This is a genomic window from Luteibacter jiangsuensis (genome assembly GCF_011742555.1).
Classification (GTDB): Bacteria; Pseudomonadota; Gammaproteobacteria; order Xanthomonadales; family Rhodanobacteraceae; genus Luteibacter; species Luteibacter jiangsuensis.
Window position 1 is genome coordinate 416,413 of sequence record NZ_JAAQQR010000003.1, and the last position, 14,013, is coordinate 430,425.

Annotated in this window: 14 protein-coding genes; 10 read left to right on the forward strand and 4 right to left on the reverse strand. The window is 68.6% G+C overall.

What is annotated here, in order from left to right:
• Position 1: 1 nt before the first annotated feature.
• The 10 genes from cobO (at position 2) to HBF26_RS08780 (ending at position 9,857) form a co-directional block, all read left to right on the forward strand.
• Positions 2 to 604 carry a cob(I)yrinic acid a,c-diamide adenosyltransferase gene (cobO, locus tag HBF26_RS08735; RefSeq protein ID WP_167125531.1) on the forward strand — a complete coding sequence of 201 codons (603 nt, stop codon included), beginning with the start codon at positions 2 to 4 and terminating at the stop codon, positions 602 to 604.
• Positions 601 to 1,890 (forward strand): cobyrinic acid a,c-diamide synthase CobB, encoded by a 1,290-nt coding sequence (locus HBF26_RS08740; protein WP_167125077.1) that lies wholly within the window; start codon positions 601 to 603, stop codon positions 1,888 to 1,890. The genes cobO and HBF26_RS08740 overlap by 4 nt, the downstream gene beginning before the upstream one ends.
• Positions 1,887 to 2,795, forward strand: a complete 909-nt coding sequence (gene cbiB, locus HBF26_RS08745; protein WP_167125079.1) for an adenosylcobinamide-phosphate synthase CbiB — start codon at positions 1,887 to 1,889, stop codon at positions 2,793 to 2,795. Before HBF26_RS08740 ends, cbiB begins: the two co-directional genes overlap by 4 nt.
• Positions 2,788 to 3,969: an aminotransferase class I/II-fold pyridoxal phosphate-dependent enzyme gene (locus HBF26_RS19865; protein ID WP_167125081.1), complete on the forward strand. Its 1,182-nt coding sequence runs from the start codon at positions 2,788 to 2,790 to the stop codon at positions 3,967 to 3,969. The genes cbiB and HBF26_RS19865 overlap by 8 nt, the downstream gene beginning before the upstream one ends.
• A complete protein-coding gene (locus tag HBF26_RS08755) occupies positions 3,966 to 5,432 on the forward strand; it encodes a cobyric acid synthase (protein WP_167125083.1) in 1,467 nt (488 codons plus the stop codon). The genes HBF26_RS19865 and HBF26_RS08755 overlap by 4 nt, the downstream gene beginning before the upstream one ends.
• Entirely contained in the window at positions 5,426 to 5,947 is a 522-nt protein-coding gene (gene cobU / locus HBF26_RS08760; RefSeq protein ID WP_167125085.1) for a bifunctional adenosylcobinamide kinase/adenosylcobinamide-phosphate guanylyltransferase, read from the forward strand. Before HBF26_RS08755 ends, cobU begins: the two co-directional genes overlap by 7 nt.
• Entirely contained in the window at positions 5,944 to 6,987 is a 1,044-nt protein-coding gene (gene cobT, locus HBF26_RS08765) for a nicotinate-nucleotide--dimethylbenzimidazole phosphoribosyltransferase (protein WP_167125087.1), read from the forward strand. The genes cobU and cobT overlap by 4 nt, the downstream gene beginning before the upstream one ends.
• Positions 6,984 to 7,565 (forward strand): histidine phosphatase family protein, encoded by a 582-nt coding sequence (locus HBF26_RS08770; protein ID WP_167125089.1) that lies wholly within the window; start codon positions 6,984 to 6,986, stop codon positions 7,563 to 7,565. The genes cobT and HBF26_RS08770 overlap by 4 nt, the downstream gene beginning before the upstream one ends.
• Positions 7,562 to 8,281 carry an adenosylcobinamide-GDP ribazoletransferase gene (locus HBF26_RS08775; protein ID WP_167125533.1) on the forward strand — a complete coding sequence of 240 codons (720 nt, stop codon included), beginning with the start codon at positions 7,562 to 7,564 and terminating at the stop codon, positions 8,279 to 8,281. The genes HBF26_RS08770 and HBF26_RS08775 overlap by 4 nt, the downstream gene beginning before the upstream one ends.
• Before the next feature lie 94 nt (positions 8,282 to 8,375).
• Positions 8,376 to 9,857: a tetratricopeptide repeat protein gene (locus tag HBF26_RS08780; RefSeq protein ID WP_167125091.1), complete on the forward strand. Its 1,482-nt coding sequence runs from the start codon at positions 8,376 to 8,378 to the stop codon at positions 9,855 to 9,857.
• A 170-nt stretch (positions 9,858 to 10,027) separates the two neighbouring features.
• Here the strand turns inward: HBF26_RS08780 and grxD are convergent, their stop codons facing one another.
• From grxD to HBF26_RS08800, 4 genes are all read right to left on the reverse strand, one after another.
• Entirely contained in the window at positions 10,028 to 10,936 is a 909-nt protein-coding gene (gene grxD, locus HBF26_RS08785; RefSeq protein WP_167125535.1) for a Grx4 family monothiol glutaredoxin, read from the reverse strand.
• A 71-nt stretch (positions 10,937 to 11,007) separates the two neighbouring features.
• On the reverse strand, positions 11,008 to 11,880 hold the full coding sequence (locus HBF26_RS08790; RefSeq protein WP_167125093.1) for a UDP-2,3-diacylglucosamine diphosphatase: 873 nt from the start codon (positions 11,878 to 11,880) through the stop codon (positions 11,008 to 11,010).
• 235 nt (positions 11,881 to 12,115) lie between these two features.
• Positions 12,116 to 12,736, reverse strand: a complete 621-nt coding sequence (locus tag HBF26_RS08795; protein WP_167125095.1) for an SGNH/GDSL hydrolase family protein — start codon at positions 12,734 to 12,736, stop codon at positions 12,116 to 12,118.
• Between the two features lie 3 nt (positions 12,737 to 12,739).
• On the reverse strand, positions 12,740 to 13,984 hold the full coding sequence (locus HBF26_RS08800; protein WP_167125097.1) for an aminotransferase class I/II-fold pyridoxal phosphate-dependent enzyme: 1,245 nt from the start codon (positions 13,982 to 13,984) through the stop codon (positions 12,740 to 12,742).
• Between the last annotated feature and the right edge of the window lie 29 nt (positions 13,985 to 14,013).

A 14,013-nucleotide genomic window follows, 5' to 3' on the forward strand; every position in this document is an offset into this window, starting at 1 on the left:
CATGGACGAGGACGCGCGCCACCGCGACCGCATGCGCCGCAAGAAGGAACTGATCGACCGGCGCATCGCGCGGGCCACGATCGACCGCGGCGTGCTGGTAGTGAATACCGGTAACGGCAAGGGCAAGAGCTCGTCCGGCTTCGGTATGCTGGCGCGGTCGCTCGGCCACGGCTTCCGCTGCGGCGTGGTGCAGTTCATCAAGGGAAGCTTCTCCACGGGCGAGGAGGCGTTCTTCCGCATGTTCGAAGACGGTCCGCTCGACTACCGCGTGATGGGCGAGGGCTATACCTGGGAAACCCAGGACAAGGCGCGCGACATCGCGGCGGCCATGGCCGCGTGGGAGGAAGCCGAGCGCATGCTCGGCGATGCGTCCTACGACTTCGTGCTGCTCGACGAACTCAACATTGCCCTGGTGAAGAATTACATCCCGCTGGACCGCGTGTTGCACGCCCTCGCGACGCGCCCCGAGCGGCAGCACGTGGTCGTGACCGGGCGCGGCGCACCCGATGCCCTCGTCGAGGCGGCGGACACGGTCACGGAGATGCGTGTGGTCAAGCACGCCTACCAGGCGGGCATCCGCGCGCAGAAGGGGGTGGAACTGTGACCCGGCACTGCCCCGCGCTACTCGTTTCCGCCCCGGCCTCGGGCCAGGGCAAGACGAGCGTCACGGCAGCGCTGGCGCGGGCGCATGCACGGCAGGGACGGCGCGTGCGCGTGTTCAAGACCGGGCCCGACTTCCTCGACCCGATGATCCTCGAGCGCGCCAGCGGCGCACCGGTCTATCAGCTCGACCCATGGATGGGCGGCGCGGACGACGTGCGCGCGCGGCTCTACGACGCTGCTGGTGATGCGGACCTCATCCTGGTCGAGGGCGTGATGGGCCTGTTCGACGGGGCGCCTTCCAGCGCCGATCTCGCCGTCGCGCACGGTTTGCCGGTCATGGCCGTGATCGACGGCAGCGCCATGGCGCAGACCTTCGGGGCGCTCGCGCAGGGCCTTGCCAGCTATCGCCGCGATCTGGTGCTGAGCGGCGTTCTCGCGAATCGCGTCGGCAGCGCCTACCACGCGGATCTCCTCCGCGGCAGCCTGCCGCCGGGCATCGATTGGTACGGCACGCTGCCGCGCGACGCGGCCATGGCGCTACCGGAGCGGCACCTCGGCCTCGTCGCGGCCGGCGAACTGGCGGACATCGACGCGCGTCTGGATGCGCTCGCGGATGCCTGGCTCGCGCAGGGGGTGACGGTTCTTCCCCCGGCAGTGGCGTTCACGGCACCGCCGGCCGCTGCGGGCACGCGCCTGCTCGAAGGCCTGCGGATCGCCGTCGCACGCGATGCGGCGTTCGCCTTCATCTACCAGGCCAACCTCGACACATTGCGTGCCGCCGGCGCGGAACTCACGTTCTTCTCGCCGGTGGCCGGCGAATCCCTGCCTGCCTGCGATGCCGTCTGGTTGCCGGGCGGCTACCCGGAATTGCATCTGGATGCACTCGCGGCAAACCACTTCCTGCGTCGCGACCTGCGCGCGCATGTGGCCGCCGGTCGGCCGTTGCTCGCCGAGTGTGGTGGATTGCTCTACGCGCTGGAGCGGCTCGCCGACCGCGAGGGGCGCGATGGCGAGATGGCGGGCCTTCTGCCGGGCAGCGCGACGATGCAGCCGCGCATGGCCGCGCTGGGCATGCAGGAAGCCCACCTTCCCGAAGGTATCTTGCGCGGCCACTCCTTCCACTACGCGAAGGCGGACGTCCACGCCGAACCGCTGGCGAAAGCCACGAATCCGCATGGCGGGCCCACGGCGGAAAGCGTGTATCGCCAGGGGCGCATGACGGCGAGCTTCGTGCATTTCTATTTCCCCTCGAACGCGGACGGCGCCGCGCAATTGTTCCTGCCATGACGACAGCGCTGAGCATGCCGGTGGCATTGTTGCTGGACGCCATGCTGGGCGAGCCGCGGCGCTATCACCCGCTGGTCGGCTTCGGACGCTTCGCGACCTGGTTGGAGACGAAGGTCTATGCGGACGCGCGCGCTGCGGGCGCCTTCGCGTGGTGCATGGCCGTGCTCGTGCCGGTCGGTGTGTTCTGCGTGTTGCGCGCCGCGTTGCCCTCTGTCGCTGTTTTCGTCATCGATGTGTCGGTGGCCTGTCTCGCGATCGGACGCCGGAGCCTGGCCGATCACGCGCGGCCGGTGGCGCGAGCCTTGTCCGATGGCGACCTTGACGCTGCACGGCGCGCGGTGGGCCGCATGGTGAGCCGCGATACCGAAGCGCTCGATGCGGGGCAGGTGGCCGCCGCCGCGACGGAATCCGTGCTCGAGAACGGACATGACGCCGTGTTCGGCGCCTTGTTCTGGTTCGCGCTGCTGGGTGGACCGGGCGTGCTGCTCTTTCGCCTGGCGAACACGCTGGACGCCATGTGGGGCTATCGCACGCCGCGCTACGAGCGCTTCGGTTGGGCTGCCGCGCGCGCGGACGATCTGCTCGGGTACGTACCCGCACGGCTCACGGCGCTCACCTATGCGTGCGTGGGCGACTTCGCGAAGGCCATTCGCTGCTGGCGGCGGCAGGCTCCCTCCTGGGACAGCCCCAACGCCGGGCCGGTGATGGCGTCGGGCGCCGGCGCACTCGGCGTGCGACTGGGCGGCGCCGCGCCGTACCACGGCCATTGGGAGGAACGGCCCGTGCTCGGCGAACGCGACGCGCCCGAAGCGAACGACATCCTGCGCGCGCTGCGGCTGGTGGATCGCGGAAGCGTCGCGTGGATGGCCGTTGCCGTCGTCATCGGGGTTGCCGCTCATGCTTGAGCACGGTGGACGTCTCGGCCGCGCGGTTCGCGAGTACGGTATGCCACGCGAAGCATGGCTCGATCTGTCGACGGGCGTGAGTCCTCATGCCTGGCCCGTTCCGCCGATACCTCCGGCGGCATGGCATCGCCTGCCGGAAGCCGACGATGCACTCGTCGAAGCCGCGCGTGCGTACTACGGTGCACGGCACGTTCTTCCCGTGGCCGGTTCCCAGGCGGCCATTGCCGCGTTGCCACGCCTGCGTCCGCCCTCGCGTGTGGCGGTGGTCGAACCCGGCTACGCCGAACACGCGCACGCCTGGCGGCAGGCGGGGCATGACGTGGTGACGTTGCCGATGGATGCATTGCTCGCGCGCGCGGGCGAGTTCGATGTCGTCGTGCTGATCCGTCCGAACAACCCGACCGGCGACTGCCCGGATATGGAAACCCTCCTGGCGCTCCATGCCGGAACAGTCCAGGCCAGGGCAATCCAGGCCGGAGCAGTCCAGGCCAGGGCAATCCAGGCCGGAACAGTCCAGGCCAGGGCAATCCAGGCCGGAACAGTCCAGGCCAGGGCAATCCAGACCGGAGCAGTATCTGTGGGAGCCGCTTCAGCGGCGATCCCGCGGCAGCGGGCCAGTTCACCGCGAGCGCCCATCGCCGCTGAAGCGGCTCCCACAGAAATGGCTTGGCTCGTCGTGGACGAGGCGTTCATCGATACGCGCCCGGAGCAGAGTCTCGCACCCTACGTGCGCGAGGGAATCATCGTGCTGCGTTCGGTCGGTAAATTCTTCGGCCTCGCGGGTGCGCGAGCCGGTTTCGTCGTTGCCTCGCCCGGCCTGCTCGACGCATTGGCGGAAGCGCTTGGACCGTGGACGCTGACCGGCCCCACGCGTCATGTGGTGGCACAGGCGCTGTCCGACCGCGCGTGGCAGGCGTCGGCGCGGATACGGCTTCGCGAGGATTCGTCGCGACTGGCGAAACTCCTGACGAAGCATGGCCTGCCACCTTCCGGCGGCTGCGAGTTCTTCCATTACTGCGTGCATGCCGAGGCACGCGCGTTGCAGCATGCCCTGGCCGGGCAGGCCATCCTCGTGCGCCACTTCGATAACCCGCAGGCCCTGCGCTTCGGCTTGCCAGGCGACGACGACGCATTCGCGCGGCTGGACCGGACCCTCGCGGCGGTACTCGCATGAGCGCGCGCGTCGTCATGGTGCAGGGGTGCACGTCGGACGCCGGCAAGAGCACGGTGGTGGCCGCCCTGTGCCGGTGGCTGCGCCGCCGCGGCGTGGCCGTCGCTCCATTCAAGCCGCAGAACATGGCGCTCAATTCCGCCGTGACGGTGGACGGCGGGGAGATCGGACGCGCGCAGGCCGTACAGGCGCAGGCGGCGGGCGTGGCACCACACACCGATTTCAATCCGGTGCTGTTGAAGCCGAACAGCGACACTGGCGCGCAGGTGATCGTGCATGGTCGTGCGGTGGGAAACATGGACGCCGTGGGGTACCACGCCTATAAGCGCGTGGCGATGGACGCGGTGCTGGCCTCGCATGCGCGCCTGGCGGCGCGGTATGCCGCCGTCGTGGTGGAAGGCGCGGGCAGTCCGGCCGAGATCAATCTGCGCGACCGCGACATCGCCAACATGGGATATGCGGAGGCGGTGGATTGTCCCGTGATCCTGGTCGCCGATATCGATCGCGGCGGCGTCTTCGCCCACCTCGTGGGAACGTTGGCATTGCTGTCCGAAAGCGAGAGGGCGCGTGTCGTCGGTTTCGTCGTCAATCGCTTCCGTGGCGATATCGGCTTGCTGCAACCGGGGCTCGACTGGCTGGAGCGGGAGACGGGAAAGCCGGTGCTCGGCGTGCTCCCCTATCTGCACGGTCTGGTGCTCGAGGCGGAGGACGCGCTGCCGCGATCCCGCGAAGCGAAGGAAGGGACGCGCTTGCGCGTGGCCGTACCGGCGCTGCCCCGCATAAGCAATCACACCGACCTCGACGCCCTGCGCCTGCACCCGGAGGTGGAATGCCTGTTCGTCGGACCGGGCGAAAGCTTTCCGGCCTGCGACCTCGTGGTGCTGCCGGGTTCGAAGTCCACCCGCGCGGACCTGGCCTGGTTGCGTGCACAAGGCTGGGACAAGGCGATTCTTCGCCACGTTCGTTACGGCGGCAAGGTCATTGGCATTTGCGGCGGCATGCAGATGCTGGGTCGTGCCGTGCACGATCCCGAAGGCATCGAGGGCGCGGCGGGTTCGGACGCAGGTCTGGGCCTGCTCGATCTCGAAACGACACTGGCGCCGACGAAGCAATTGCGCAATGTCCGTGGCCGCCTGCTGCCGGGCGGCGCGACCGTCACCGGCTACGAGATCCACTGCGGTGTGAGCACCGGCCGCGGCATGACGATGCCGGTGGTGCAACTGGACGACGGACGCAGCGACGGCGCGCGATCCGGCGACGGCCGTGTGCTCGGAACCTACCTGCATGGTCTCTTCGATGCCCCGGACGCACTCGCGGCCTTGCTCGGCGACGCGGGTCTCGACCGTGCGGCGCCGCTCGACCTCGTCGCCCTGCGCGAGGCGACCTTCGACCGCCTGGCGGACACCGTCGACGCACATATGGACACGGCCATGCTCGCATCGCTTTTCGGTTTGCCGCCATGCTGAGCCTCGTTCTCGGCGGTGCGCGTTCGGGCAAGAGTGCCCTGGCGGAAAGGCTCGCCGTCGAGAGCGGCCTTGAGGTGCTGTACGTCGCCACCGCGCAGGCGCTCGACGGTGAGATGAGAGAGCGCATCGCACATCACCGCTCGCGCCGTCCGGCGGCATGGGGGCTTGTCGAGGAGCCGCTCGCGCTTGCCGACACGCTGCTCCGCCATGCGCGCGCCGGGCGCTTCGTCATCGTGGATTGCCTCACCCTGTGGCTGTCGAACCTTCTCGGCGCGGAGGACGACGCTCGCTTCGAGACGGAGCGCGATGCGCTGCTGCGCGCCACGGCTGCACTGCCCGGCGACGTCTGCTTCGTCAGCAACGAGGTGGGCCTCGGCATCACGCCGCTGGGCGAACTCACTCGCCGCTTCGTCGACGAAGCAGGCCGGCTGCACCAGTCCCTTGCGCAGCGATGCGACCGTGTCGTCTTCGTCGCCGCGGGCCTGCCCCTGACCCTCAAAGGAACACCTCCATGAACGACTGGCTCGCGGGACCCTGCCGCGTACCCGACCAGACCGCCGCCGATGCCGCCGCCGCACGGCAGGCCACGCTGACCAAACCGCCCGGGTCACTCGGCAGGCTCGAAGCGCTGGCGGTCCATCTGGCAGGCCTGCAGGGGAGCGCTCGGCCGAACGCGGCGCGCGTACGCATCGCCGTGTTCGCGGCCGACCATGGCGTCGCGGCGGAAGGGATTTCCGCGTTTCCACAGGCGGTAACGGGCGAGATGCTGCGCAATTTCGCTCGTGGCGGTGCGGCGATCGCCGTGCTCGCGCGCGAACTGCAGGCGACGCTCGAAGTGGTGAACCTGGGCACGGTGAACGATCCGGGCGAGATACCCGGCGTGCGTCGTCATGTCATCGCCGCGTCCACGGCGAACTTTTGCACCGGGCCCGCCATGACCGAGGCGAAACTCGAAGCGGCCCTGGCCGCAGGTGTCGCCAGCGCCGCCGACGCCGTGGCCACGGGTACGGATATCTATGTCGGCGGCGAGATGGGCATCGGCAACACGACCGCCGCTGCGGCGCTCGCCTGTGCACTGCTCGGCGAATCCCCGGTGACGTTGACCGGCGCCGGCACCGGCCTGGACGCGGCCGGCGTGGCGCGCAAGGCGAGCGTGATCGCGCGTGCCCTCGATCTGCACGCGGATGCCGACACGCCGAGGGAACGGCTGCGCCGGCTCGGGGGATTCGAGATCGCGGCACTCGCCGGTGCGTTCATCGCGGCGGCGCAACGAGGTCTGCCCGTTCTCGTCGACGGCTTCATCGCCAGCGTGGCGGCGCTCGCCGCGGTGGCGCTGCGTCCGGATGTACGGCCGTGGCTGATCTTCGCGCACCGCTCGCAGGAGCGCGGCCACGCACGTGTGCTGGAAGCACTCGGCGCCGACCCGCTGCTCGACCTGCACCTTCGCCTGGGCGAAGCCAGCGGTGCGGCCGTGGCGGTGCCGCTGCTGCGTATGGCGTGCGCGTTGCACGGATCGATGGCGACCTTCGCCGAGGCCGGAGTATCGGAAGCATGAGCATCCACCTGCTACGGCATGGCGACACCGCGCAGCGCAGCTACCGCGGGCAACTGGACGATCCGCTATCGGCGCTGGGCTGGCGGCAGTTGCGCGAGGCCGTCGAAGGCATGGCGTGGGATCGTGTGGTGTCGTCGTCGCTGTCGCGTTGTGCCGCATTCGCCAGGGAACTCTCGGAGCGCCGGGGCTTGCCGTTGCGCATCGATGCGCGCCTCGTCGAATACCATTTTGGCGAATGGCAGGGCGTACCCATCGAAACCATCGCCGAACGTGACGGCGAGGCGCTGGGACGCTTCTGGCGCGATCCGGTTGCCTGCCCACCGCCGGGCGGCGAAACGTTAGACGCGTTTCGCGCGCGACTCTCGGCAGCGCTCGACGACGTGGCCGCCGAAGCCGCTTCGGCACGCGTGCTGGTGGTAACACACGGCGGCGCGATCCGGCTGCTGCGTTGCGTCGCCGAGGGCCGCGACTTCGGCGACATGGCGGGCATCGACGTGCCGCATGCGTCGCTGCATTCCCTCGTCTGGCAGCGTGTCGCTGCCGCGGCACCCGAAGCCCCTCGCCCATCGGAGGCCTGATGCGGGGCCTCGTTACCGCATTCGGCTTCCTCACCCGCCTGCCGGTGCCGCGGATCGAGTTCCTGCCGGGAACGCAGGCCGGTTCGCTCAAATGGTATCCGCTGGTGGGCGCCGTGCTCGGTGGGTTGCTGGCTGGCGCAGCGGCCCTTTCGTGGACCGTACTTCCGCCGATTCCGGCGGCCGCGGTGATTCTCGTGGCGTGGGTCGCCCTCACCGGCGCGTTGCATCTGGACGGCCTCGCCGACAGCGCCGATGCCTGGATCGGCGGCATGGGGGATCGCGCCCGCACGCTCTCGATCATGAAGGATCCGCGCAGCGGCCCCGCCGGCGTGGTCGCACTCGTGCTGGTGCTGTTGCTGAAGTTCTCGGCGCTCGCGACGCTTGCCGATCCCTGGCTGCTCGTCTTGCCGCCCCTCCTTGGGCGCGCCGCGATCGTCGCGTGGTTCCTCACCACGCCCTATGTCCGCGTGGGCGGTCTGGGCGACCCATTGCGCGGTGCACCGGCCACGGGCTGCCGCGTGGCTCTCGTCGTGGCAGCGCTGTCGTCGCTGCTTTTCGGCAAGTCAGGCCTGCTCGCGTTCCTCGCCGCGCTCGCCGCCGGCGGTTTGTGGCGCCGCGCCGTGGTCCGCCGACTCGGCGGTTTCACCGGCGACACGGCGGGGGCCCTGGTCGAGATCGTGGAGGCCGCGACCCTGATCGTTCTCGTCTCGCGATGAGGGGCAAAGGCGGCGCGATGCCATCGGCCATTCTGCCGATGGGCAGGTGCGCCGGACGGGCGTAGATTCCGTTCGTTCCCGAACGGAGTCTGACATGACCGGCTTCCTGCGCATTCTCGTCCTGTCTCTGTTCGTGGCGACCGCCGCCCAGGCCCAGGAGAGGCACGACCACGGCGTGCCCGAGAAGCTGGGCGATGTGTCGTTTCCCACTTCCTGCGCCCCGTCGGTGCAGGCATCGTTCAATCGCGGCGTGGCGCTCCTGCATTCGTTTGCCTACGCCGCGGCGCGACAGGCCTTCGAAGGCATCGTGGTGAAGGACCCGACATGCGCCATGGGCCACTGGGGCATCGCGATGGTCTTCTTCCATCCGGTATGGTCGCCGGCCCTGCCGTCCGACACGATGGCCCGGGGACAGGCGGAGGCACGCACGGCAACGCGGCTGGCGGTGAACGCGTCGCCGCGGGAGCAGGCATACATCCACGCGCTGGGCCGGCTCTATGCAGCCGGCGACGTCAAGGCTTCGCAGCGCACCCTCGACTACGAACAGGCGATGGCCGGCGTGGCGCACGACTATCCCGACGATGTCGAAGCACAGGTGTTCTACGCGCTGGCGCTGCTGTCGAACGCGTCGATGGCCGACAAGACACACGCGAAGCAGAAACAGTCCATCGCCATTCTCGAGCCGCTGTTCCGCGCGCACCCGGAGCACCCCGGCATCGCGCACTACCTGATCCATGCCTGTGACAGCGCCGAACTGGCGCAACGCGGCCTGCCGGCGGCGCGGAAGTACGCCGACATTGCACCTTCCGCCCCGCACGCGCTGCACATGCCCTCGCATATCTTCACCCGGCTCGGCCTGTGGGACGATTCGATCCGCTCCAATCTCGCATCGAAGAAGGCGGCGCACGAGCAACACGACACCATGGGCGAGGTACATGCGATGGACTATCTCGTTTACGCATACATGCAAACAGGCAGGGATCGGGAAGCTCGCGAAGTCATCGGCGAGTTGAAGGCCATGCGCGCCCTGGACATGAACGACTTCGGCGTCGCCTATCCCGTGACGGTCATGCCGATTCGCGAGATCGTCGAACAAGGGCGATGGAACGAGGCAGCGACGATCGCGCCACCGGCCGGCGTTCCCGCCTCCGTAGCCGCCATCGCGGTGTGGGCGAAGGGTGTGGGTCTCGCCCGCACCGGTCACGCCGAAGAAGCACGTGCCCAGGCGAAGCGCCTCGACCAGATCCAGGCCCAGCTCAGTGCATCGGGCGACGACTATTGGTCCGTCCAGACCGGCGTCCTCGCCTCCGAAGTGAAGGCGTGGGCCGCCTACGCCAGCGGTGAAGGCACGGCGGCCGTGGCCCTGATGACCGATGCGGCCGAACGGGAAGACAGGGTAGAGAAACGTCCTGTGACACCGGGACCCATCGTTCCCGCACGCGAGCAACTCGGCGAACTGTTGCTCGCGCAGAAGCAACCGGGACCCGCACTGGCGGCTTTCAAGACGTCACTCGCCCAAGCCCCCGGCCGTGCCGGCGCGCTGCGCGGTGAGAAAGCCGCAGAAGCGATGCGGTAGAACCTCGCGGGCGACATTGTGGGAGCCGGCTACGCCGGCGATCCCGCGCCAGCGGGCACCCTCACGAGAACGTATCGCCGCTGAAGCGGCTCCCACAGGGATCAGGTATCGGATAAAAAAAGCGGCGCTCGAAGAGCGCCGCTTTGCTTTACAGCAAAATGCTGGAAACGTTACGCGCCCACTTCGCGCATCCACGCATCCATGCCGCCTTCCACGTTGAAGACCTGGGTGAAGCCGTGCGCTGCAAAGCGTTCGGCCGCGGCGCGGCTGGAGGCGCCCACGTTGCAGATGAACGCGATGGGGGTGTCTTTCGGCAACTGCGCCAGGGCTTCATAGCCTTCGTTCTCGAGGATGCGCGCACCGTCGATGGGGGCAACCATCGCGCGGTTCTGCGCGGGGCGCACGTCGACCAGCACCACGTCGCCCGCATCGAGCTTCGCCTTCAGGTCCTGCACGCTCATCGAGCCGATCTCGACGGCGCCCGGGAACTTCAGGCTGAGGCCTTCGCCCTGCACTGTGGAAACCCAGTCGATGACGATGCCCTTGGCGCGAGCCGCGCTGCCTGGGTCGAAGTGCACTTCGATACCGTTCGCCACCGTCACGATGTCGTGGTCGCCGGCGGGTGCGAGCTGGAAGCCGGCGCTGTGGTCGGGGCCGATCTCGAGGTGCAACGCCATGCCCTGCGCATTCGCCATGCCGCCGCGGATGGCCTCGGCGGCCTTCTCGGTGATGGTGATCTCCGGCGGCGTGCGATCCGGTGCCGGGGCGCCGAACAGCGTGTAAAGCTCACCGCTGGTGTACATCTGGCGGATGATGTCCGAGCCGCCGACCAGCTCGCCCTTCACATAGAGCTGCGGAATGGTGGGCCACTGGCCGAATTCCTTGATGCCCTCGCGGATCTCCGGGTCTTCCAGCACGTTCACCGTGTGGTACGAGGGAATCACGTCGTTCAGGGTATTGATCGCCGCGGCGGAGAATCCGCACATCGGCTGCTGGCGCGTGCCCTTCATGAACAGCACGACGTCGTGCTGGCCGAGCAGGGATTCGATGCGCTCGCGGGTGGGTGTATCGAGGGCCATGGGGGTCACCGCGGGAAGGAAAGGGGCCATTTTAACGGCATCCCTCGCACATGGGCCCGTTCGCCCCGGATTCAACCGGGGACGGCGGCCTCGGCACCCCGCAACCCGGACAGGTCGGTCCGGCAATCCACCAGCGGGGCGAAGCCCAGGACGGCCTCCGGCGAGGGGAGCACCGTCTCCCGGCTGGCCCGCCCCAGGGGCGTCACCCGGTCGGTCCAATGGATCAGCTCCATGGCGCCCGTGAAGTCCTCGACGAGGGCGGTGCAGTGCTCGACCCAGTCGCCGTCGTTCAGGTAGAGAACCCCATCCATCGGCCGCACGTGCCCGAAATGGATGTGGCCGCAGATGTGGCCGTCGAGCCCTCGCTCCGCCGCGTCGCGCGCCACGCGCTGTTCGTAGTCGCGGATATAGGCCAGTGCGGCGCCCACGTGCGATTTGAGGATGATCGAGAACGGGAGATAGGGCAGCTCCAGGCGCGAGCGCACGGCATGCACGCGGCGGTTGGCCCAGCAGATGAAGCGGTGCAGGGTGTCGCCCAGCCAGGAGATCCAGCGCCGGCCAACGTGTTCGGGATCGAACTCGTCGCCGTGGCTGACCCGGTAGCGGCGACCGTCGGCGCCCTCGTGGATGGCGTCCAGTGCCACGCGGACACCCGCGATGCTGGAGCCGACGAGGCCGCGCATCTGACAGTCGTGGTTGCCGGGGATGTAGATCACTTCCACGCCACGTGCTGCGAGGGCGACGAATTCGGCGAGAACCGCGGTGTGGTCCGGATGCCACCAGTGGCGTTTCGCGAGCGCTTCCAGATCGACGATGTCGCCGACGAGGTAGAGCCGCTCGCAATCGACGTTGCGAAGGAAGTCGAGGAGGTAGGCCGCCTTGCAGTCGGGCGTGCCGAGGTGCACGTCGGAGATGAAGGCGCTGCGGCAGGTGAGCTTCGCCATGGCATCGGTTCCCGGGGTTGTCCCGGGTCGCCAGTGTCGGGATGCGAGGTAACCGGGGCATGGCGCCCGTGTTGCAAGGGTGTTGCGACGCGACGGAGCAGTCCGCCGAGCGGCTTCGCCTTTTGTGGGAGCCGCTTCAGCGGCGAATGGTGCTCGCGGCGGCCTTGCCCGGTGGCGCGGGATCGCCGGCATAGCCGGCTCCCACAAGATCACCTCGTCGCCTTGGTGAAGGTCGCTACATGAAGCTATTTCGCGAGTTCAGCACGATTTCGGCTTCGGGAAGGATGCCTTCCAACCACGCCGCGTACTGCTTCCCCGAAGGATGCAGCCCATCGTCCACCAGCATGTCCGGCTTGGCTCCGGCTTCGCGCGAGGCGGGTGTCACGTCGGCCCATCGCGCTTGCATGCGGGCCGTCTCTTCGCGGGCGATGGTGTTGAAGGTGTCGATCTCACGCGCGATGGCGGCGCGGTCGCGGCCTTCCGCGAAGGCGGTGACACCCCAGTCGGGAATGGATACCACCACGACGCGGCGCGGATCGCCGGCGAGTCCTACTGCGCGACGGAGCAACGAAACGAACTGCTCGCGATACTCATCGGCGGAACGGCCGCGGTACTGGTTGTTCACGCCGATCAGCAGCGTGACCAGATCGTAGTGTTCGTCGAGTGTGGCGGCATCCATCGCCGCCGACAGTTCGTCGGTGGTCCAGCCGGTGGTGGCGACGATGCGTGGCATTTCCACCGCGATGCCGAGCTCGGCAAGCCACGCGACGAGCTGTACCGGCCAGCGGTCGGCTGCTTCCACACCCTCGCCAATGGTGTAGGAGTCGCCGAGGGCGAGGAACGTCGCTTTCGCCATGGATCAGGCGACCGCGCTGGCGGTTGGTTCGGCCTCCACGGCCATGCGGCCGAGTACGCGATCGATGCGGACGAATACGTCCCGGAGCTGTGCGGGCTCCGGCAACAGCGTGAGGCGCAGGTGCCGGCTGGCAGAGAGATTGAAACTGGTGCCGGGCACGAGGAGGACGCTTTCTTCCTCGAGCAGGCGCAGGGCGAACGCGGTGTCGTCGAAATGCGGGAGTGCTTCCGCACGCACCTGCGGGAACGCGTAGATCGCGCCGCCCGGCGCCACCACATCGAGGAACGGACTGGCCGCCACGCCTTCGAGGACGATGCGGCGGGCCTCGTGCAGGCGACCGCCAGGCGCGGTGAGTTCGCCGATGGTGGGCTTGTCGAGCAGGGCGGGGCGCACGGCCCACTGCGCGGTAACGTTCGCGCACAGGCGCAGTGCGGCAAGTAGTTGCAACGCGTCGCGATACTCGGCGGTTCGCGCCGGGTCGCCGGAAAGGCTCATCCAGCCCACCCGGTACCCGCAGGCGCGATGCACCTTGGACAGGCCGCCGAAGCTCACGCAGGGATGGTCGCCCGCGACGGCCGCCAGGGGCTGGAAGGGGACGCCGTCGTAAAGGATCTCGTCGTAGATCTCGTCGCAGAGAAGCAGCAACCCGTGCCGGCGCGCGACCTCCACGATGCGTTCCAGCAGGGCGGCCGGATACACGGCACCCGTGGGATTGTTCGGATTGATCAGCACCATTGCACGCGTGCGCGGACCGACGAGGGCGTCGATCTCGTCCGGATCCGGGAGGTGGCCGTTCGCCGCGAGGCAGCGGTAATAGCGCGGGCTACCGTCGTTGAGGATGGTCGCCGCGCTCCACAACGGGTAATCGGGACTGGGCAGCAGCACCTCGTCGCCGGGCTGGAGCAAGGCGCGCAACGAGATGTCGATCAGCTCGCTGACACCGTTGCCCACGAAAACGCGCTCGACGTCGACCTGGCTGGCCCCCCGCGCGCGCTGCTGGGCGACGATGGCTTCGCGGGCCTCTTCCAGGCCCTGTTCATGGCCGTAGGCCTCGCTGTCGGCCAGGTGCGTGGCGATGGCTTCGCGCAGGTGCGGCGGTGTGGCGAAGCCATAACGACCGGGATTGCCGATGTTGAGCTTGATGATCGGCTGACCGGCAGCCTCCATGTCGCGCGCGCGGCGGGTAAGCGCACCCCGGATTTCGTAACGCACCTCCGAGAGATGCGCGCTGGGCTTGATCGGTGACACGTCGTACGTCCACTGTCTGCGCCGGACCT